The sequence below is a fragment of the Neobacillus endophyticus genome, assembly GCF_013248975.1.
GTDB lineage: Bacteria > Bacillota > Bacilli > Bacillales > Cytobacillaceae > Neobacillus > Neobacillus endophyticus.
This window is the reverse complement of sequence record NZ_JABRWH010000002.1, coordinates 328,723-349,665: the sequence shown is the minus strand read 5'-3', so window position 1 is coordinate 349,665 and position 20,943 is coordinate 328,723. Positions and strand designations below refer to the sequence as shown.

The following is a 20,943-nucleotide window of genomic DNA, read 5'->3' as shown; positions in this document are numbered from 1 at the left end:
CCATCCTGTTTTTATTTAAAGGTACACTAGAAATAACTGTATAATGGAACAATTAGTTTATTTCATCTTTGATTTTTTCAATCACAATATTTATTTATTATATTGAAAAGTGGTTGGAATAAGGAGCTATTATAATTTATTTAACCAATTTTTCATTTTTAACATATTTTCCTCAGTTGGATTAGAAATTTTTCCATTTTCATATCTTGAAAGAGTCGTGTGCGAAATTCCGATTTCTTTTGCGACCGCTGCTAATTTTTGTCCACGATTGAGTCGAGTTTGTTTCATATTTTCAGGAGTTACATCCATTTCCATCACTTCGGAAGCAGCGGTTTCTTTTTTCGTCATATTCCTTAAGATTGCTGCAAAATTCATTTCTTGTTGTTCAGACTCGCCCATCTCCAATGATAAATACTCTTTGTTGTTTTGAACGGTAATTTCCGTTGGAGGCACAATCTGAACCTTAGCATTTATCCAATTGTCATGAAACCAGTTTTTATTTTCTTCAACCATTGATTCATTAAAAGATTCAAGGTACTTCCATTCATTTATAATTCCATCCTGCTGTAAAGTATCTAGGATATTTTCAAAATGCTCTTTAATCCTTGAACCATACCGTCCATTTTCTTGTATCCCCATAACGTTTAGAAGTCCTTTATCGCCCCCAATACTGTAAGGTCTGAAATAATCTGCTCCTTTTTGGCGAATTCTCCATTGCCAAGATAAATATCGTGCCAATCGTTTATGATACTTTTGCTTGATTGGATTATATTTAAGAGTTTTCAGGGCTAATAACCCGCTACTCTTCTTAGAACCGTATAGAAAATTGGCCAATAACTCGCCTGGGCGAATTTTACATTCATAAATACCGACAGGTTGTGAGTCCCGATATGCTACTGTAACACTATCAAGAATAAATAATGGGTTAAACTGAACTTGCTCCAGCTCATCAATCTCATTACTCTCTGCATCTACAAACTTAAGCTTGTCCCGCTCAATTCGGATCCAAATGGTTGTCAATGCAGCCAATCGTTTCATAATTTCATCGCGTTCTTTTTTTCGATAAGCTGATTGATAACCTTCTATACTTTTCCTTCCTTGTACCTGCCTTAAATTTAGTGCATCATCCGTATGGAAATTTATCATTTGGTCTTTATGAGAGGCCTGGCGCATCCATAAAATAGAAATAATATCAAAAATATCTGCTGTTAAATCGTCCATAGAGGTGATTGCTTGCGCAGTGAGATTTTTCCATTGATCAATTTCTTCCGAGGATAGCAGGTGAAGGGCATTTCCCTCCGACCTAACCTGTGCAGTCGCTTTTAAAGTTTTTTCATTAATAAGCGCTGTTGGATACTCTGTCTTTATTTGAAATTCATTTTTACTTATAGTATCCCTTAATTTATGGTAAAGAAGCGCCGAACCTGATTCAATAAAGCTTTGATTCAATAGCTCCGTGACAATGTTTTGATTCGGACTCACATTGTTAGAATCCTCAAATTGGATATATGGGATAACAAAATCTCTTATTTCAGAGCTATATAAATGTATCCATTCGTCAATTTCTTGCAAATTTAAAGAATGCTCCATTGCTATGCGATTGATAATGACCAAAAACGCTTTTAACGATTGGCATGGTTGAAAATCGTCAGAGTTTATATCATAAATCTTGCCCATATCTGCTTCCCACGCAGCGATAAGCTCAGGATAATCCAGGAAGGTTTCATTTGCGAATTCAACAAATCTATTTTGTACATCATTTTGCGGTGGCATCTATGATCCTCCCAATTTATCAAAAAAATTATCATATTCCCATATTCTTATGAACTAAATCTCTTGTCAACATGGAGAACATGCACAAAATCATCCAAACCTTTGTACTATTGACGTTACCTCTCACAAAAAATCCAGAATTAATGAGCGTAACAATGTTTGTTATGCACATTTTTAATACCTTTTGACGGTTGCCCTCACAATGATGCACAAAAAATTTATTTTGGACTATAGTGTCGATATATGAGCCTTACCCTTCCGTAGAAAAAAACAAAAGTACCTTTGGAAAGGTGTTTGGTGTTTCCTTTCATCGATACATAATAACCACTGTGCACACGGGTCAAACTTTTGACGTTTCCTTTCACATTGATGCACAAATAACTCATTGTGCATATGGATTCATCTTTTGACGTTTCCTTTCACATCCATGCACAAATAACTCATTGTGCATATGGATTCATCTTTTGACGTTTCCTTTCACATCCATGCACAAATAACATATTGTGCATATGGATTCATCTTTTAACGTTTCCTTTCACATCCATGCACAAATAACATATTGTGCATATGGATTCATCTTTTAACGTTTCCTTTCACATCCATGCACAAATAACACATTGTGCATATGAATCTATCTTTTGACGTTTCCTTTCACGCAAGTGCACAAATATCATTTTAAGTATTTTAAAAAGCTTTTTTCATAGCCTTTCAAAGAAATGCTTATCATACACCAATGAATGTACTAAAGCTTTATGAGTCTTGCATTAAAAGTGATATATAAAATTGCTTATTGTGCATTGTCAATGTACTTTGACGTTTCCTTTCACATCCATGCACAAAACAAAAAATGGTTAACCCTAGGAAAAATTTATCGACAATATTTATTCTCAAGGATACATAAATAAACTGAATTTGACGCTTCGACAGTTTATGACGTTTGCTTTCACATATAGATGCACAATATTTTGTGCATCTAAAAAAAGAAATTTAAATTTAAATTTTTAAAATTATTTTCAATCCCCTAGATCCAAAGGATTCAAACACATGCACAAAAGACGAAAGTGTGACGTTTGTTTTCACCTTAAGTAAAAATAGAAAATAATTTTGACGTTAACTGTCACACAAAAAATTTTTTCGTTTTTTCAAACCCTTATATGACAAGGCATTGAGTATATGCACAAAATAACATTCCTTTTAATTAAGAGATAAATTTCGGCAAAATCCAATTTTGCTATAATTCTTAATTGAAATAGTAGGTGGAAAGGAGAGGGGAACATGAAGAAAATTAAAATGGATGGATTTAGAATGCCACAAGCCATCTTAAAGGATTTTTATATGATTCGAGATGAGTCTTTCGAGAGACCCCCTGCTTCTGCTTACGTTGTTTATTTAACAATGCTATGCCAACTTGACAAAGAGAAAAATCAACGTGGAATTTTAAAAGAATATAACCTTTCATATTGGGCAAAAACGTTAAAAATCCCGTATTCTACTTTTTACACAGGAAAACTTTATTTAGAAAAATATCACTTTGTCAAAGAGGAGATACTTAACGATTTGCCTGTATTAGTCTTAAAAGATATCGAAAAATACAATAATCCGGGAAGTTTAGAAGGAGGAGAACTGAACTACCTTTTAATTCCTCATGCTCTTTTTAAAACCAATATATTAGCTGAACTGGTTAGAACTTCAAATCCAGAAGGAATTGAGTTGATTTTATCGTTATTTAACCAGTTCCGTACAGCTATGTCTAAAAAAGAAGTAATTGAGCTTAATAAGTTGCGACAATCACGTAACATGTCTACTTTGAAAAAACAATTAAATAAAAATTCAAAAAAGGTTAGGGAGATACTTACTCTTCTTGAACCTTTATTTGTCATTGAATATGAAGGGTTAGAATATAGAGGAAAGCAAATTTGGGTAAGAAAAGTTTGGATCACAATAAAAGAAACCTGTGTAAAAGAGCAAAATGTTGAGGAATTTAAAGTCGACCATCTTATGGCCATGCTATCTCATGAATTAACTTACTTCCTCGATGGTCAAAGAATAAAGTATAAACCTCGGGATCAGTTTGATATTATGATTTCCTATAAACAAGAAGTTTACGATAAAGTCAAATTATTAAAAGATCATGAACAATTTAATTTAGAATCTGCAATAAAGCAATACTTTATTAACTGCATGGATAACATTGGTATTTATATACATCAGCAGCAACAAAATAACAAAACTTTTAGAATCCACTCATTAGGAGCTTTCTTTAGAAAAGCTTTTAGGAATTATTTAGGAACTTTTCTAAAGAAAATTCCTCCTGAAGTAAGAATAGAAACCATGTTCGAGCATTATACTCAAACCGGCACATATCCTGATTTTGAAAAAATTATATTATAGTTGCCTTGTAAAAAAATACAATATTACAAGGCTTTTTGTCATTGGAGAAAAAATAAAAACCCTAATGGAACCCTCCTAAATGAGCGTAATGATATTTCACGCTCATTTTTTATGTCACAAACACTTACGAATGTATACCTGTGGATTTGTTAATTTTCTTTTTATTTTCATCTGAATATGTGAAAATAAGATTAGAATCCTTGTTAAACTGTTAAAACGTGTATGCTTATTTTGTGGTTATCTTAATAATACGATATCTTAATTCAATCAAGTTTGATTTATCCCTTGTGTAGCAAGGATTGCAATAAGTTTTGGTTAAACAGCTTATTATTACTGTTTTTTTTATTGTTACTGTCTTTTTTATTACTCCTCTATTTTTATTTTTATTTGAATTATTATCAATTTTTGATCCCCTATAATTACTCTAAATTTTATATTTCATGTAAATTTGTTTCTAAATAAAAAGTACATTATAAATGTATTCCACATTCAAACATCCATTCTTCTTTTTATCTGCAAATAGCGAAAAAGCGGTGCGGACAATTAAGCAACAAGGGAAATCGGACGCTGTACGCTATATTTTACAATTTGGCAGTTCACCAACTGGAGTGGGCAAAAACAAGTAAGTTATTAAGGAACCCTTTGTTCAGGCCTATTACAGACTTTAACTCCAGAAAGCCCACTTCTTTAGATGTCGGGATGAATGGAGTGTTTTTAAACTTTATCAAAACATATGTTCTATAGTATAATAATGGTATACATACTAACACGAAAGGAGTGGTGAATATGCCCAAAAAAGAAAAACCTACATTTATTATCGAACTCAAATGTAAAACAGAAACATGGCAACAACATATCTTAGATACTCGTTTTGAATTAGCACGAAAGCTGTATAACGCCACCCTTTCGAATGCACTCAAACAAATAAAAAAAATGAAAGAATCAACACACTTTAAAAGGAATCTACATCTCTATCGAGAAACCAAATCGCTTTTAAAAAAGACAAATCATAAATCAAAACAACATCTTTTAAACAAACAGGCAAAGAACTATCGGAATATCTTAGATTCGATTCGCCTTTCTTTTGGTTTGTCCGAATACGGACTTCATGCCTACGTAGCCAAACCTCGTCAAGCGGTGGCAGACCATATCGACAGTCTCACTGCTCAAAAAGTGGCTTCTTCGGTTTGGAGAGCGGTACAAAAAGTTCTCTTTGAAGGCAAGAAAGCTCATTTCAAAAAATTCGGAACCTTGACTTCCGTAGAGGGTAAAACCAATACATCGGGGATACGGTTTAAAAGTAATACAGTGCATTGGAATGGATTGGTTCTCCCTGTCAAGAGTCGGAAAAACGACCTGTTTGTTCATGAGTCCTTGGCTTTACATCGTATCAAATATTGTCGTTTGGTTAAAAAAATTATTCGTGGAAAAAGTGTTTATTATGTGCAACTTATCATGGATGGGATACCACCAGCCAAGCGTATCCATAGTACAGGAGCCTTTCGGTACAAGGTCTCTCCTGACCAACGAGTCGGTATCGACATCGGCACATCTACGGTAGCAGTGGTATCGGAAACAGAGGTCATATTGCAACCTTTAGCTTCGAAAGTGGATGCCTTGGATAAGGAAAAACAACGCTTATTACGTAAAATGGATAGAAGTCGAAGAGCGACCAATCCGCATCGTTTTCTTTCTGATGGCACTGTCAAAAAAGGAAAAAAGGAACAATGGGTACGTAGCCAATCCTTTTTAAAAACGCTTTTTCAATTAAAAGAAGTCTATCGTAAACGACAAGCGGTTCTGAAAGAACAACATGGTCGATTGGCTAATCATGTTTTATCATTAGGGAATGAAGTGTATCTGGAAAAGATGCACTTTCAGGGATTAGCTAAACGTGCCAAAGAAACCAAAATCAATGAAAAAACAGGTAAATACCAACGAAAGAAACGATTTGGCAAGAGCATTGGCTCATATGCCCCTTCGTTGTTCGTGAAGATATTGAAACAAAAACTAACCTATCAAGGAAAAGAACTCCATGAAGTCAATACCATCACCTTTAAAGCCAGCCAATACAACCTTATGGATAACACCTACCAAAAGAAAAAACTCCATCAGCGATGGAGTCAAATCGGAGAACATCCAGTTCAACGAGACCTGTACAGTGCCTTTTTGTTAATGAATAGCGATGATACCTTAAAACAAACCGATAAGTGTAAACGGTCACTTTTTTTCTGCAAAAAACACCACCATTTTTTCAAATTCCTTCGGAACAATATCTATACTTCACCGAAATAATGTGCTAAATTTTTTGCATATTATGGGGGTGGAGTTTTTTTATGATTGTTTCTTTTGATTTTGGAATCGATTTAAAAGAATATGCCGATAGAGGGAAGAATAATAGCTTTCCTACGCTTGATTGTTGTCCCAATTGCAAGTGTATATCACATGGAAATCTTCATAGGAATGGGTACTATTGGAGGTTTGGAATTACGGAGGATTTAACCATCAAGATTCCTATATGTCGAATTAGGTGTTTGAATTGTAAAGCGAATATATCGATCCTACCAGATTTTTTAATCCCTTATTTTCAGCACACCATTGGTATAGTATTAGATCTTATACAGGAGTACATTCAAAAAAGGAAAGCTAATTGCAGCCGCCAATTATTAAGGTTTTATTTTGTACGGACGATAGGAAATTGAATTGGGTACATAGCTTTTTTACCGATATTGGTTATTCTACTGGCCTATCTAGCCATCGAAATAAAGAGGCCATAAAATATTTGAAAATGATCCGTGATTTTGGCGAATCCTCCTTCTTACGAAGGAGCTGGGGTCATTTATCAACGTACTTTATGGCAAATTAATTCTACCATATTTGTGGTGATACAAAAATATTATTTGTCCCACACACCTTTTGCATCGTCAGAAAATGACAAAAAAAGTAGAATAAATACATGGATAACCGGTTGTCCTTCTACGAAAAGGAGGAAGATTTCCATGAATGAAAAAGAACGCGAACAAATTGCTTTATTTCGTTTTGGACTCATTGCCCCTCTGTTTAATGGGCAAGTGGACCCAAAGACGTATCTTAATGAACTGGAGGGAAAGGTTCATTCAGTTCCCTACTACGGGGAACGCAAAATTGCCGTAAAAACAATAAAAGAGTGGCTTCTTCATTATCGCAGAAATGGGTTTGAGGCATTAAAACCGAAGAATCGTGCGGATCGAGGGGATTCCAGAAGACTATTACCTGATGATCGGGATCAAATCATAGAAATTCGAAAAAAAAATCTCCATATGCCCGTTAGTGTGTTTTACGAACAACTAATCGAGAGTGGAGAAGTTCAAAAAAATCAAATATCATATTCTACTATAAATCGATTATTAAAAAAACACAACTTAGTAGGGAAAAGTTTTTCAGCCATTCCCGAACGGAAACGGTTCGTACATGAAAAAGTGAATGTGTTATGGCAAGGAGATTTATCCCATGGTCCATACATAAAGGTGAATGGGAAAGCAAAGAAGACCTTTTTAATCGCCTATATCGATGATTGTTCTCGATTGGTTCCTTATGCGCAGTTTTTCTCAGATGAAAAGTTTGATGGATTAAGAGTCGTAACGAAGGAAGCTCTTATTCGAAGAGGAAAACCTAAAATGATATATTCTGATAATGGTAAGATTTATCGATCAGAAACACTTCAATATGCTTGTGCCAGACTTGGAATTACTTTGGCTCACACTGCCCCTTTTGACCCGAGGGCCAAAGGGAAAATTGAAAGGATGTTTAAGACCATCCAAACAAGATTCTATCCACTTTTACAAGCAAACCCTGCCCACTCCTTGGAGGAGCTAAATGAACGCTTTTGGAAGTGGTTAGAGAAAGATTATCATCGGAGAGTTCATGCATCTCTAGAAGGAAAAACGCCTCATGAAGTCTTTCACTCTCAGTTGCATGAAGTTTCATTTTTAGAGGACACTTCTATTCTTGAGACAATCTTCTTAAAACGGGAACACCGGAAGGTGAAACCAGATGGAACGATTACATTAGACAAGCAGCTTTACGAGGTACCACCTAGATTTATTGGGAACCGTGTGGATGTCAGGTTTGATGAACAAGGTGTTTTTATTTTTGAAAATGATCAAAAGGTGGCAGAAGCCCTAGCGGTTTCTTTTGAAGTCAACGCTAAGGCAAAACGAGTTCAGTCCCCATTTTTATTAAGCGGGACGACCGAACTAGAAGAAGGTGAAGAACGTGTATAAATCCTTCTATTCCTTAGCCCAAACGCCATTTTCAAAGGACATACGTCCATCAGATGCATTTCCCTCTACTGATTATAAGGGCGCATTAAATGCATTAAAATACCTAGAAAAATCAAAAGGAATCGGTCTTCTAATTGGTGAACCGGGTGCAGGAAAAACCTTTACCTTACGGTCTTTTAAAGAGTCCCTAAGCTCTTCTTTATATCAAGTAATCTATTTTCCTCTTTCAACAGGAGGGGTCATGGATTTTTATCGCGGTTTAGCCTATGGTTTAGGAGAAGAACCAAAGTTCCGGAAAGTGGATCTTTTCCGGCAAATTCAACGAGGAATTGAACGGATTGTAGAGGAACGAAGAATTACACCTGTTTTTATTCTAGATGAAATGCACATGGCAAAGGATGCTTTTTTACAGGATATAGCGTTATTATTTAACTTCCAGATGGACTCAACAAATCCGTTTATTTTAGTGTTATCCGGCTTACCTCATTTGAAGACTCGGTTAGCCTTAAATCATCATCGTCCACTTACTCAGAGAATCATCATGAAATATGAGATTCAGCGACTCACAAAAGAAGAAGTGTCTAATTATATTGACCACCACATGAAAATAGCCGGGGCAAAAATGCCTATTTTTACTGAGGCAGCAAAGGAAGCGATAACCTTACGATTACAGGGATGGCCACGAGTCATAAATACATTGACCATTAACAGTTTATTATTTGGTTCTCAACTTCATAAGGAACAGATAGATGAAGAAATCGTAAGATTGGCCATTGAGGATAGTAAACTGTGATGAAAAGAGGAATATTGGTCTATAATCATAGCACTCAGGAATGGAGAGTTTGGATAGGACAGTCATCCTATTGGATTGACCAAGGCTATCATTTTGAAATAAGAATCAATAATCGGTATTTCTTAGCCTATCTGGAGAAAGATCTAGATTGGTTCGTAACATTGGATAATGATGTAACTTTTGTCCTTCATAGCCAAGAAATATATAAGATTAGAGTAAAAATACAAGATTACATTCGAGTGGATGCCCCTTTTTAGGGGTTTTTGTTTTAGTGTTTTTACCGGAATAATATGAACAAGAATTTGCACTATCCGAAGTAATTTGAAATAATAAGCACTTTATTTCAGATTTTTCGCCGAGTTAAAGTGAAAAACAGTGTCTGGAATAATGTGCTCGTTTACACGATAAGAAACGATGCCAAGACAACTTTGAAACCTTTATAACCCTGCATGATAGACAGATAGAAAAACTAAAACAACATTCCATGAACTACCCCAGCAGTATGGGGATTTAATATTTAAAAGACTAAGGAGAACTTCCTTCGTAGGTGGAGCTACCCGCCTTCGTCAAAGGTACTCGCTAACACGACAACGGTGGTGTAGAGTATAAAGTCTTATGGAACAGAAGAATAATCGAAGATGATGTACACAGAAAACCGTTGATTTCTTCCAACCTATTTTTGAAGGGAATCAATGGTCTGTGGAGAGCTTCGTACCGCTTCTCTACATAAGAACCCTACTTCTTTAGAGGTAGGAGTAGTCAGCAATTAAAACTTAATGAATGAATTTACTTGAAGAAGGAAAACCCGTTATTTCTACGAGCATTATGGTGCTAAATTAATTAAATCTGAAAAGACAACAATTGCTGATGCTCAATTGAATTGAAGCTGGATTGCGTTTATATAAAAAGATGGGATTTGATATCGAAGGAACAAAAAGACATTCACTGTACATTGATGGAGAATTTGTTAATGAATACTATATGTCTAAACTCTTATAGAAATTTCATCTTCAATTATCGGGCGCAAGAATTGAAGAATTTATGGACTGGACCATCAGCCCATTTTTTTATGGTCGTTAATCCGTTTTTATCAATCAAAGATATTTTTGCTATTTTTCGGTATTCGCTTGAATGAAATATAAAAGCAGTGGTAAAAGATGAAGAAGTAAAGCTCTAAGATGAAGAAACGATAAACGAAATTGCAGTTTTTAACAATTTCATACGAAAACATATGTCTTTAACAGAATAAGTAGGGAAAGATAAGATGGCTTATTATTAGGACTTTTTTATCGGTATTAACTTATTATTTAACTAGAAAAGCCCCACAACATATAACGGGGCCCTTCTCCTTATTCGTTACTTTTTCACTCGAAACTGAAAAGTCTTACTGATATCAGGCGAACAATTTTCTAAATAGTACTCAACTCCAGTATCATTAGCCAAATAATAGAATCGTTAAAAGTATCATGACAAGCATAAATAAAAATCATAGTTTCATATACTCCGCCTCCAATAAATTAAATTACTCCTATATATATTAGGGAATTAAACCTGCTAATGATTCCTGCGATCAATCCCGTCTTTTTTTTGCTCATATAGTTTATTAGTCATATCCATTCTCCTTATTTAGATTATGATTTGATTCTAATAGAATATTCCTTACTTTGGTAAAATGCGCTAAGGACATTATAGGAGATTTATGCTTATAGAGATTCATTACGAATTTTTATTTCATCCCCCATTTGAGGAGAAGAGGTGTAGCATACGCTTCAAGAAAAGCAGATATAAGCAATAATGGGATGACTACTAAAACAAAGGTTGTTGATGTCATTTTCAATGTTTCTTTTAGTGACTGCTTGTTTTCTTTTTTAAATAGTTTTCTTGTTGTATTCAGGCTAAGGAATGAACCTAGACTCGTAGAAAGGATGGATGCAGTGATTTCGGTTATTCCATGTGGTAAAACCCCTAAAGTAGCCATTTTCCAAACGGATCCTGAACCAAAAAACAAAGAAGAAACAGCTAAAATTAAACCCATTGTTGTTCCGTTGTACATCACTGAGAAATAAGGGAAAATCAACAAAGGGATAAATCCACCGATAAAAGCAAATACACTAACTAATGTATTATGTAAAAACAATGACAACATCGTATGGAAATCATTGTTATCCTTCAATAAACCTTGCTCAGATAAACCTTTCATTAATGATTTAAGCCATTTTTTTGTAATACTCTCATCCAAACCATACCTTATGATAAAAAAAGAAACAATTACGGTTAAGATATATACCGTTAACATTAATCTAAAATGCTTTTTATAATAAGAAGTAAATTTAGACCATTCGTTTTTTAATAGATTCAATTTGAATTCCTCCAGTTGTTTTTTTGTTTAAACATAGTCATATGCTATTACAAGAATACATTTAAAAATTCATCTTATTCTTTGGTTCTTAATATCTATTAATTCCGCTTCATAAAATATTCAACCATTTTTTTCATAATTAAATGCTGAAAACAATAATTCACCTTATTGTTTTACAAAAAAACTTCTGAAAACGGAGATTTCACTGCAAATTCTTAACCCAAAAGGTTTATATATTATTACGGTATAGAAATAATAGTAAGAAGCTAAGAGAAATATATATTATTATAACTTCGATAAATTTACAATCGTATAACAATAAAGGGAAATTCAACCTGTTTTTGAAGTATCGTGATTTTGATTTCAAGTGGTTAATGTATGAGAAATTGGTAAAGAAAATTAGAGAAAAACGGTAAGTTAGTTTGGGTTAATGGGGGATACCTTTCCAGGTGGTAGTTAGGAAGGGCGTTCTTTTGTTGATCTTGCAGCTAGCTGACCGTTTTTTAGGTTGTACATTTTTTTGCAAAAGTATTGATTGTGAGTGTATGGTTTTTTAAAATGCCACCTACAGACCTTTCGTAGATTTACGAGAAAATTATTGGGTTGCTTACTACCCAAACAATTTATCTTGATTCGAAAGGGGTCAGCAAGGCGTATGCTACAAAATCAAAGTATCCTTTGTCAAGAAAATAGCGGTTTTGATGTAACAAAAATTTCCGGAATTGTTGTTTCTGCTGAATTTTTGTCCGCGTTATTTGACATTAAAAAAATTACAACAAAAATATGACATTCTCATTATTTAAAACTGAAACTCAGCCTCGAAAACTCCACCATGTTTTAAAAAGTGATTTAATATCAACTCTCGTTTTGCATTTAGCTTGTAATACTGCTGGTGTGATTCGTGAGGTTACTTTAAATCGCTTTTACAAAGAAAGGGTCTCAAAAATCTTTTCTTTATCCTTTCAAGAATGTTTATAAGGTGGGCCTAAAACCCTTACGTCTTTAGGCTAGGGGAGGTAAGCCCTAACTACCTACCTAACAGTAAATCGTTCGATTTTTGTTAAAATCCGAAAATCATATAAATATAGAATTAGTATTGTTGAGATCGTTAGTAAATATGAATAGTGTTTATAACAGGTGGATAAAAAATACGATTTTGTGATTAAAAGTTAATAAGTAGAGGAAAAAATCATCGAAATTATTGTTCTGGAAGATGGGGGATAATGTATCAATTCATGTAAATATTTATACTTTTTCCTTATATTTAGGTCAATATTTACAAGAAAAGCCGAAACTATATGCTATAATTTTATGAATAAGGGGCTTGAAAAGCCTGATATTACTAAACATTTTTGCGTCTAAAAGAAGCTAGGCTTTTTAGAAGTTTTTTTGTTTTTATACGTTTTACATACATTTATTAATATGGTGATAAAAATGGCTATTTATTTTGATGAATACCTTAAAAGCAATAAGTTTTCCGAAGAGACAATTGAAACATATGTGAAAACAATCAATATGTTTAATGCATTCTTAAAGGAACAATACGCAAGAACCATTGAAGCAGTTGAGGTTCGGCCAAGTGATATTAAAGGATTCCTCGAGTCAAAAAAAGAGAATGGAAATAGTGTTCAAACGATCAATAAACACTTAGGGATATTAAAGAAGTATTTTGATTACTTATGGCAAATAGATATCGTAAAGGTAGATCCAGCGGTAAAAATTAAGAATCTAAAAAAAGAGAAAGTCACCCCTAAAGATCTTAATTATGAATTCCTTCTAGGGATTAAACCTAAAGTTTTAGCCAACCCTTCTTATAAAGTGCTAACCAAAGTAATATTTATTTTAGCTATGAGGGGCTTTAGAGTATCGGAGTTTCACTTTAAAAAATCTGATGTTATAGACTTAGGTAATAAGTTCATTATTGAAACCAAAAGAAGCACCTCTAATTTAAAAAGAACAATTGAATTAGAAGGGATAGAGGCAGATATTTTCGCTGCACATTTTATAGATTCTCAATTTCATACTTCAGATTACGTTTTTACGACCAAAAAGCATGATACAGGGTTGCTTGGACCAATAACATCAGAAATCCTCTCCAGTCAATTATGTATGATAAGAGACGCTTACGATTTGCCTAAACCTTTTCCATTAAGCGAGTTTAGAATGCTTTATACCAAGCATCTCCGAACAAAGAAACACTATTCTGTAGATAAATTGGCTGTGGAGTTAGGAATCGAGAAGACATGGGCTGGTGTGCTTGCAAAAGAAGTAATTGAAAGATATGAATCCCGATAGTATAATAGGATGTATCAAATTCATAACGTAGAAATGGGAAATACCCAAAATAGATTTAGTAGACAGGGATCATCAGTCTACCTATTTTGAGGTATTTTTTTTGCATTTAGGGAGGTTGAATAAACATGGATACTACTGATTTAAATATAAATCAACCGCCCCATAAAGCATTAAAAGCTCTTTTAATGGCTACTTTATTAGGGTCCGGGGACTTATATAAAAAAGGCGAGGAAAAACTACTATACTTTCAATTTGAAAGAAACAAATCCGCTTTTTTAAATAACTATATTTTAGCAAATGGACTACAAGAATTCGTAAAAATTGATTTACCAAAGCAACAAGCGTTTATTGTTTTAGAGGATCACGACCTCTATCAGGAGGTTTTAAAGTGGTATGACGGCCATAACAAAAGATTCCTTCCATCGAATCATTCCGTTTCTTATCATGATATCATCCTTTTCATCATTATTTTTGGAAAGCGACGATTGGAATCCGTGACAGTAGAAACAACACTAGATAAGAACTCACTTCGTTCATTCGCATATGTACTGGAGACAAAACTAGATTTATCTGTCATCCCAGATAAGATGAAATTAAAAATACACGATATTGTTTCATTATTTATAAATGGACTTAAAACATTAGGAATGTTGGAATGTACCGAACTAGCTAATTTTTTAAGTGAACAGGACAAACGAATAATTGCTAATGGAGTAAAGGCATATGCTCAAATTGGTTAAATGTTTGCTAGGGGTATCTATTGGTTCCACTATTTTCTTAGCTGGATGCAGCCAAGATGCTTTTTCAAAAAAAGCAAATGACGAAATAAATCGTAATAAAATGGCAGTGGATAAACGTAAAGAAGAACAAGAAAAATCAAAGGACGATGCTAATAAAATCTATAAAAAATTGGAGAAGCCAATTTCTGAAGACATAAAGGAAATTGACAAGGATAAAAGAACAGAGCAAAACATTAGTAACATTCCCATGAAGGATACCTATTCTGATCCTAACGAGATGGCCTTAAGAATCAGTAAGGAAATCTTTGATTTTAGTACAGGAAAAACAGATGTAAACCAATACTACGATTTTTTAATGAAGTATGGTTCAAAGACCTTTATACAAGAGTTTTTACCAAATGAAGAGAAAGGGAAATCGTTTCTAACCAATGTTCAAGAAGCAATAAAAAGTCAAAAGGGATATGGAATAAAGTATACGATTACTACTGTAGACCTTAATAAAGCTGAGGACGAAGGAAACTTTTATAGAAAAGTAACGCTTAATACAAATGAGGAAGCATATTTTATAACTACTATTGTCAATGAAAATGGGAGTTGGAAATTCTCGGAGGATAATCCATCACCGCCTTACCAAGAAATAGGGGGAAATAATAATGACTCAACAAATACAGGAAACTGAAAAAACTTTAATAAAAGTCACAGAACACCGCATGCGGGATTTATTTGACCACAATGACAATTTTAAAGCAGATTTTTTTGGGGTCTTTAACTTTTATAGTCAAAAGTTTTACCGAATCATTAAAGGGGAGGAAGAGCAACGCTCTTTTGATGAAATATTCTTCGAAGCTGCCAAAAGCCAATTTTTAAATGGTTATTATCTTGCTAGAGAAGTACTTGCTGACGAAAATTCCGTTTTTCCGGATGAATTTTTCACTCAGCCTATTGGATATTTAACGGAGGAAGTACCAGGAATACTGAAACAAGCAATGCAAGATACGTTAGATGATATGATCAGAACAGACCTGACACAAAAATTTATCATGTGGCTACTCCAAAACTATGAAGATGTATATGATTTGGTTAAACAAACGATCTTTGATATTGCATGTTTAGGGGCTCGTCAGGCATTTTTAGATATAAAAGAGGAAAAAAACCTTGAAAACAATATCGAACCAATCGAAGGTTGGTTATCGAATCTGAATGACATTGAGTTTTTGACCCCACAATTATTTTTAACTCCAATCGTAAAAAATGAATTAGCTGAATCCTGGGAATTGCATTATTGGTCTACATTAAACAATACCAGCAAAGCAGGGGATGTTACGATATTAAAAATTACGAATGATGAAAAGGATACTTATCTAATCAATATTGGATTACATCAATCGATTTATGAAACAGAAAGACAACGAATTTCTGAATATATTTTGAGTGCAATTTCTAATAGAAATAATATTGCATTTGAAAACATAGTGCCAAATATTGCAGTAATTGAAGATTATTATTTCTTTGCAGAGTAGTCATAAGATAAAAGAAGAAAAAATATAATGGGAAATACAAAAAAGGTGAAGTAATCATATTAACTGGTTTACTTTAGAGGTGAATACAGCCAAAACACAGTCTATCACACATTGGAAATCATATGAAATGTGTAATAGACTGTGTTTTTTGTTGTCACATAATGTTTGCAGGCAAATCCTTTACTAGCTTTAAGCTCAATCTTCCACAATCGGGCCAGATTGCTGAATAAAACGTTTTAAGAAAATTGGTATACTAAATAGTTTGTGAAAACTTTCGCTTAAACTAATTGGCAGGATACTTTAATATTCAAAACCAACAAAATAAGCATTTTGTTGACTGGAAAACAAATGTAAAATACAATATATGTATGATACATAATTTGTACAATACATCATTAAATATAGGTGAGGTGATTAAATTGAATCGTGAAGAAATTTTAGAACTACGTAATACAGTTCAAAAGTTTGTTCGATTATTTGGATTGCTTGAGCAAAATGTAACTCAGTGTGGTTTTAATTTGTCTCCATCTCAAGTATTTGCTTTACAAGAATTAGAGAATAAAACGTTAACCATTGGTGAATTGGCGAATCAATTATTTCTAGAACGAAGTACGGTAAGTCGTTTGGTTGATTCCCTTGTGAAAGGTGGTTTTGTAAATAGACTATTGAACGAATCAAACCGTCGTGAAGTTTTGGTGTCTTTAACTGAAAAAGGGGAACGTTCGTTGATACAAGTAAGAGAACAGTCAATCCAATACTACGGTTCTATTTTGAATGAAGTTTCAGAAGATAGTCAGCATCAAATATTGAGTGGATTCAAATTATTTAATGATGCCTTATTAAAGAAGAGGAGCGAATAAAATGAATTTTAAAACAAAGCAAGCTACCACTTCAATATTTTCTGTACTCTTTTCCTTTCTTGCTACATCCCATCATTGGATTCATATGGGGATTCTTATGTTATTAGGCGGTAGTACGAATATGATGGCTGCTATGTCAGGGATCCTTTGGATTCGTCGTTTTATGATATTGATGACCGTAGCAACGACACTTTTCTCTATTTATCGCTTGTTTAAACATCGCTGTAAAGAAATTTGGATGATTGCTTTAACCGTTATCGCTGTTTTGGTATCGTTATATTTTATTTATTCTACTCTTACAAACTTTGGCTGGTAAGGAGTTAAACATAATGGACTTTCACAAAGATTTATCTTATGTAGGCTGGGAAGAGGTCAAACGAAGACAATTAGAACGAGTTCCATTAGTTTACGAGTGGATGAAGCTTACGGATATGAAACAAGGGGAATCTGTTCTTGATATTGGAATTGGACCAGGTATGTTTACTTTGCAATATGCCAATTCTGTTGGAGAAGAAGGTACAATTTATGCATTAGACAAATCGAAGGAAGCTCTTGATTTTTTTCTAAGAGAAATTAAGGAAAAGATGAACAACATTATTCCTATTTGTAGAAATGCTGAAACCTCATTGGACACTGTAGGAAATGTTGATATTGTTATGTTTACTGATGTTCTTCATCACGCAGATTCTCCAATTGATTTATTAAGAAACGTCTATAAACATATTAATGTAGATGTACGGGTTTTAATTGCAGAGTTCGACAAGGATTCTAAAGGTCAAATAGGTCCACCGTTGCAGAACAGAATTTCAAAAGAAGAAGTTAAAAAGTTTGCAAAGTCCGTTGGTTTTCAGGAGGTTAAGGATGGAAACCAAGATTATGAACATTACTATATGCTTTTAAAGAAGTAAAAGAGAAGACTTCCGTTTCTTACTGGGGGTTCATCAATAACGATCTTCAACAATCGGGCGCATGAATTGAAGAATTTATGGACTGCAACAGCAGTCCATTTTTTCATAGTCGTTAATCTGTAAAATGGGAGTTAAGTTAAAGATGAATAATCGTAAATTAATTCCCAAGACTAAAAGTAGAGCTTATGAAATGTAAGGAGGCTGCCCATTTGGACGCTTTGGGAACAAGCAATTTTAACGATGTTACAACCTGTAATGTAAGAAAAGTCTTTCTAGAATTTAGCAGAGGTAGGAAAATCACGATATGAGGAGATTTAATATTGTCACTCTACTTCTCATAGGATTATTAATTAATTCAGACAGTCAAATGGCTTTAGCAAAGAAAAATACTAATCAACGGGTTCCTTTTTTAGAACAATTAATGAATCACTCATTAGAGTATAATGAGGTTCAAAACATTAAAATAGAAAATGATTCTGGACTTCATCGAGTATTCAGTATTAACGATGGTTATCAAGAGCCTGTGCTTAGAAAAGTGGTGCATTGGCTTAATAACTCTAGCCGAGTGATCGGAACAACTGAGGTATCTTTAGAGAAACCATCCAATAAATTGACATTAAAAACGGTAAATGATGAAGTGATTACCATTGAACCTGCATATAAGTGTGTACTCGAAAACAAACGCAAAACCTGTACAGCTAAAGATGGGGAATTAATCATTTCGAAGAATAGCCATAAAGTGCAAATAAAGTCCCAATCCCTATATGATTGGCTCGTAGTAGGGTGGAGAAAAGAATTGAACGGACCTACTAAAGAAAAATTGCTTGAAGAAGCATTGTTTACACGTTATTTATATATTTTGGGACCATCTTATTCAGAGTTTTTTATGTGTCCAAAAATCCAAATTGACCCCATTGATGGGGACCCCAGGAGACATCTTATTTTTGCAAGTGCTTTAAACTATTCAGGACATCACGGTGGAGATTATGATAAACTTACTTTTTCTGTATGGGATTCTAACCTAGAGGGGTTAAAAGTGACAAATGTAAAAATTAAGAAACATATTTCGCAAGAAGAAAGTCAAAAACAATGTCAAAAGTTCGATTAGATATATTTTTATACGACAGAGGCGTTTCTTCAAAATGACTTAAACAAAACGGAGGCTTTACTTCAATAACGATCTTCAACAATCGGGCGCAAGAATTGAACAACGATGGACTGTTCAGCAGTCCTTTTTCATGGTCTTTATTCAGTTAAACTGGCATTTAATTAAATATTAAAGTTTATTTTTGGTATTTTCTCATATAAAATAGTTTATTAATGAACAGTTTATATTTGAACTATTTGATGGAGGAGTGACTTAAATGGACTTAAATTTTAACGACCCAAAAGTTAAGCAAGTAATGCAAGTTTATCAATCATTCTGGGCTATTAACAAAACTACGGCTAATTTAACGAAAAAAAATGCTGAAAGTTTGGGGCTTTCATTACAACAGTTATCAATCCTTAATACACTACTCGCATTTCCTGAATTAACGCAACAAGAGTTGGCTGATAAGCTTATCTCATCAAAAAGTACAATTAGTGTTGGTATAGATAAATTAGTTAAAATGGGGTTAGTAGAAAGAGAATTTTCTTTGGAAGACCGAAGAGAAGTCAAGTTAAAATTAACTATTAAAGGTGAGGAAGTTTCAAAAAAATCCAGTAAGAATTCGATATCTTATAAGACTATGCTTTTCGCATTAGATAAAATACCCGAAGAAGATATTCAGTCTTTACTTCGTATACAGAAAGTACTATTAAATCACTTAATTGAAAGTGGTTTTTAAGCAAATCGTTTTCAACAATCGGGCGCGATTCTTCAACAGAATTGTGCTTTTTCTTTATTTATAGGACCAGATTGTAGAATATTCGAAGGATAAATCGTGAATATATCGAAGCTTCTCTATTAAGAGTCTATTTGAATAAAAGGTTCTACTAATGAACAAACGAGAAAAACGTTATAATTGGGAAAAAGATGTTAATAAGAAGGTGAGTGCCAATGGAAAGAAAATTCGATACAGTTATCGTTGACGGTAATACCATTGAGTATTCCATAACAGAAAAAGGAGAAATACCGGTATTTGTGATGCATGGTGGACATTCCAATTGCTATGAGGAATTTGGATATAGAGCATTGGTTCAGAACGGCTTTTCTGTGATTACCCCTTCAAGAGCAGGATACGGTAGGACGACCAAAGAAATTGGGGAAAGTTTATATAAAGCTTGTGAGTACTATATGAAACTATTGGATCACTTAGAGATTGAAAAGGTTCACCTCCTATCTGTTTCGGCAGGTGGACCCACCGGGATATATTTCGCTTCCCATTATCCACACAGAGTCAAAACATTAACCCTACAAAGCGCTGTTACAAAAGAATGGCTTACACCCAAGGATAAAGAATATAAAATAGCGCAAATTTTGTTCCGTCCTCAACTTGAAAAAACAACATGGAAACTTATTTCATGCATAAATAATCGTTTTCCTAAATTTATCTTTAAACAAATGTTGTCTTCATTTAGTAAGCTTTCATATGCAGAGATGAAGAGTAAGATGGCAGCCGGAGATATTGATGAAATTCGAAAAATGAATAATCGCCAACGGTCAGGCCATGGTTTTTTAATCGACTTATTACAGACAAAAGAAGTTACATTCAAAGACTTGCAAGCTATTTCTTGTCCGACTTTAATTATGCATAGTAAACACGATGGAGCAGTCTCATTTGAACATGCTTATTACGCTCAGCAACAAATCACGGATTCCGAGGTATGTTTACTCGATTCATGGGGGCATTTAATATGGCTTGGTCAAGAGTCTGAAAATGTAAATGAAAAGCTTGTAGAATTTCTTACACGCTATTCTTAAACGTCTAAAGAACTAATATTTGTCTAAGATAGATAGGTAAATGATCTTCCTCAAAAGAGTGTTTATCCGAAAAAGGAATTTGGCATTGATCTTACACAGAATAAAAAGGATTTCAGCTGTCAATTTTCCTTGATCTT

19 protein-coding genes and 1 pseudogene are annotated in these 20,943 nt (G+C 33.8%); 18 read left to right on the top strand and 2 right to left on the bottom strand.

All coding sequences use genetic code 11. The annotated features are described in order from the left end of the window. Positions 1–129 precede the first annotated feature (129 nt). Positions 130–1,773 (bottom strand): helix-turn-helix domain-containing protein, encoded by a 1,644-nt coding sequence (locus HPT25_RS27915; RefSeq protein ID WP_173072036.1) that lies wholly within the window; start codon positions 1,771–1,773, stop codon positions 130–132. A gap of 1,275 nt (positions 1,774–3,048) precedes the next feature. Between HPT25_RS27915 and HPT25_RS27910 the strand changes: the two genes are divergently transcribed. The 7 genes and pseudogenes from HPT25_RS27910 to HPT25_RS28940 form a co-directional block, all read left to right on the top strand. Further along, on the top strand, positions 3,049–4,164 hold the full coding sequence (locus tag HPT25_RS27910) for a hypothetical protein (RefSeq protein ID WP_246277417.1): 1,116 nt from the start codon (positions 3,049–3,051) through the stop codon (positions 4,162–4,164). Positions 4,165–4,950: 786 nt separating this feature from the next. Continuing rightward, complete coding sequence (locus tag HPT25_RS27905) at positions 4,951–6,459, top strand: hypothetical protein (protein ID WP_173072034.1); 1,509 nt, start codon at positions 4,951–4,953, stop codon at positions 6,457–6,459. A 41-nt stretch (positions 6,460–6,500) separates the two neighbouring features. Further along, complete coding sequence (locus HPT25_RS29445; RefSeq protein WP_376768001.1) at positions 6,501–6,866, top strand: DUF6431 domain-containing protein; 366 nt, start codon at positions 6,501–6,503, stop codon at positions 6,864–6,866. A 297-nt stretch (positions 6,867–7,163) separates the two neighbouring features. Then, complete coding sequence (locus tag HPT25_RS27900) at positions 7,164–8,426, top strand: DDE-type integrase/transposase/recombinase (RefSeq protein WP_173072032.1); 1,263 nt, start codon at positions 7,164–7,166, stop codon at positions 8,424–8,426. After that, positions 8,419–9,219 carry an ExeA family protein gene (locus tag HPT25_RS27895; RefSeq protein ID WP_173072030.1) on the top strand — a complete coding sequence of 267 codons (801 nt, stop codon included), beginning with the start codon at positions 8,419–8,421 and terminating at the stop codon, positions 9,217–9,219. The genes HPT25_RS27900 and HPT25_RS27895 overlap by 8 nt, the downstream gene beginning before the upstream one ends. Then, positions 9,219–9,476, top strand: coding sequence for a DUF5348 domain-containing protein (locus tag HPT25_RS27890; RefSeq protein ID WP_217270028.1), 258 nt, complete (start codon positions 9,219–9,221; stop codon positions 9,474–9,476). Before HPT25_RS27895 ends, HPT25_RS27890 begins: the two co-directional genes overlap by 1 nt. A gap of 625 nt (positions 9,477–10,101) precedes the next feature. Next, positions 10,102–10,218, top strand: a pseudogene (locus HPT25_RS28940) (GNAT family N-acetyltransferase); the annotation flags it as partial. 727 nt (positions 10,219–10,945) lie between these two features. Here the strand turns inward: HPT25_RS28940 and HPT25_RS27885 are convergent. Further along, the gene (locus HPT25_RS27885; RefSeq protein ID WP_173072026.1) at positions 10,946–11,578 is read right to left on the bottom strand and encodes a stage II sporulation protein M; all 633 of its coding nucleotides are present in this window, start codon (positions 11,576–11,578) and stop codon (positions 10,946–10,948) included. Between the two features lie 655 nt (positions 11,579–12,233). On the opposite strand from HPT25_RS27885, the gene HPT25_RS29210 reads away from it, so the two are divergent. The 11 genes from HPT25_RS29210 (at position 12,234) to HPT25_RS27835 (ending at position 20,806) form a co-directional block, all read left to right on the top strand. After that, the gene (locus HPT25_RS29210; protein WP_281368293.1) at positions 12,234–12,365 is read left to right on the top strand and encodes a hypothetical protein; all 132 of its coding nucleotides are present in this window, start codon (positions 12,234–12,236) and stop codon (positions 12,363–12,365) included. A gap of 647 nt (positions 12,366–13,012) precedes the next feature. Next, complete coding sequence (locus HPT25_RS27880; RefSeq protein ID WP_173072025.1) at positions 13,013–13,873, top strand: tyrosine-type recombinase/integrase; 861 nt, start codon at positions 13,013–13,015, stop codon at positions 13,871–13,873. Positions 13,874–13,998: 125 nt separating this feature from the next. Next, complete coding sequence (locus tag HPT25_RS27875; protein WP_173072022.1) at positions 13,999–14,613, top strand: hypothetical protein; 615 nt, start codon at positions 13,999–14,001, stop codon at positions 14,611–14,613. Beyond that, positions 14,597–15,292 carry a hypothetical protein gene (locus HPT25_RS27870; protein ID WP_173072021.1) on the top strand — a complete coding sequence of 232 codons (696 nt, stop codon included), beginning with the start codon at positions 14,597–14,599 and terminating at the stop codon, positions 15,290–15,292. The genes HPT25_RS27875 and HPT25_RS27870 overlap by 17 nt, the downstream gene beginning before the upstream one ends. Next, on the top strand, positions 15,267–16,133 hold the full coding sequence (locus HPT25_RS27865) for a hypothetical protein (RefSeq protein WP_173072019.1): 867 nt from the start codon (positions 15,267–15,269) through the stop codon (positions 16,131–16,133). Before HPT25_RS27870 ends, HPT25_RS27865 begins: the two co-directional genes overlap by 26 nt. A 287-nt stretch (positions 16,134–16,420) precedes the next feature. Further along, entirely contained in the window at positions 16,421–16,993 is a 573-nt protein-coding gene (locus HPT25_RS27860; protein WP_246277416.1) for a MarR family winged helix-turn-helix transcriptional regulator, read from the top strand. 1 nt (position 16,994) lies between these two features. Next, the gene (locus HPT25_RS27855) at positions 16,995–17,309 is read left to right on the top strand and encodes a hypothetical protein (RefSeq protein ID WP_173072015.1); all 315 of its coding nucleotides are present in this window, start codon (positions 16,995–16,997) and stop codon (positions 17,307–17,309) included. A gap of 13 nt (positions 17,310–17,322) precedes the next feature. Next, positions 17,323–17,901: a class I SAM-dependent methyltransferase gene (locus HPT25_RS27850; protein ID WP_173072013.1), complete on the top strand. Its 579-nt coding sequence runs from the start codon at positions 17,323–17,325 to the stop codon at positions 17,899–17,901. A gap of 304 nt (positions 17,902–18,205) precedes the next feature. After that, a complete protein-coding gene (locus HPT25_RS27845; protein ID WP_173072011.1) occupies positions 18,206–19,009 on the top strand; it encodes a hypothetical protein in 804 nt (267 codons plus the stop codon). A gap of 256 nt (positions 19,010–19,265) precedes the next feature. Beyond that, complete coding sequence (locus HPT25_RS27840) at positions 19,266–19,730, top strand: MarR family winged helix-turn-helix transcriptional regulator (protein WP_173072009.1); 465 nt, start codon at positions 19,266–19,268, stop codon at positions 19,728–19,730. A 212-nt stretch (positions 19,731–19,942) separates the two neighbouring features. Beyond that, positions 19,943–20,806: an alpha/beta fold hydrolase gene (locus HPT25_RS27835; protein WP_173066578.1), complete on the top strand. Its 864-nt coding sequence runs from the start codon at positions 19,943–19,945 to the stop codon at positions 20,804–20,806. Positions 20,807–20,943: the final 137 nt, after the last annotated feature.

Excerpts from the sequence above, each read along its gene's own strand:
- HPT25_RS27915 (WP_173072036.1), bottom strand. The coding sequence starts at position 1,773 with ATGCCACCGCAAAATGATGTACAAAATAGATTTGTTGAATTCGCAAAT.
- HPT25_RS27910 (WP_246277417.1), top strand. The coding sequence starts at position 3,049 with ATGAAGAAAATTAAAATGGATGGATTTAGAATGCCACAAGCCATCTTA.
- HPT25_RS27905 (WP_173072034.1), top strand. The coding sequence starts at position 4,951 with ATGCCCAAAAAAGAAAAACCTACATTTATTATCGAACTCAAATGTAAA.
- HPT25_RS29445 (WP_376768001.1), top strand. The coding sequence starts at position 6,501 with ATGATTGTTTCTTTTGATTTTGGAATCGATTTAAAAGAATATGCCGAT.
- HPT25_RS27900 (WP_173072032.1), top strand. The coding sequence starts at position 7,164 with ATGAATGAAAAAGAACGCGAACAAATTGCTTTATTTCGTTTTGGACTC.
- HPT25_RS27890 (WP_217270028.1), top strand. The coding sequence starts at position 9,219 with ATGAAAAGAGGAATATTGGTCTATAATCATAGCACTCAGGAATGGAGA.
- HPT25_RS29210 (WP_281368293.1), top strand. The coding sequence starts at position 12,234 with ATGCTACAAAATCAAAGTATCCTTTGTCAAGAAAATAGCGGTTTTGAT.
- HPT25_RS27880 (WP_173072025.1), top strand. The coding sequence starts at position 13,013 with ATGGCTATTTATTTTGATGAATACCTTAAAAGCAATAAGTTTTCCGAA.
- HPT25_RS27875 (WP_173072022.1), top strand. The coding sequence starts at position 13,999 with ATGGATACTACTGATTTAAATATAAATCAACCGCCCCATAAAGCATTA.
- HPT25_RS27870 (WP_173072021.1), top strand. The coding sequence starts at position 14,597 with ATGCTCAAATTGGTTAAATGTTTGCTAGGGGTATCTATTGGTTCCACT.
- HPT25_RS27865 (WP_173072019.1), top strand. The coding sequence starts at position 15,267 with ATGACTCAACAAATACAGGAAACTGAAAAAACTTTAATAAAAGTCACA.
- HPT25_RS27855 (WP_173072015.1), top strand. The coding sequence starts at position 16,995 with ATGAATTTTAAAACAAAGCAAGCTACCACTTCAATATTTTCTGTACTC.
- HPT25_RS27850 (WP_173072013.1), top strand. The coding sequence starts at position 17,323 with ATGGACTTTCACAAAGATTTATCTTATGTAGGCTGGGAAGAGGTCAAA.
- HPT25_RS27845 (WP_173072011.1), top strand. The coding sequence starts at position 18,206 with ATGAGGAGATTTAATATTGTCACTCTACTTCTCATAGGATTATTAATT.
- HPT25_RS27840 (WP_173072009.1), top strand. The coding sequence starts at position 19,266 with ATGGACTTAAATTTTAACGACCCAAAAGTTAAGCAAGTAATGCAAGTT.
- HPT25_RS27835 (WP_173066578.1), top strand. The coding sequence starts at position 19,943 with ATGGAAAGAAAATTCGATACAGTTATCGTTGACGGTAATACCATTGAG.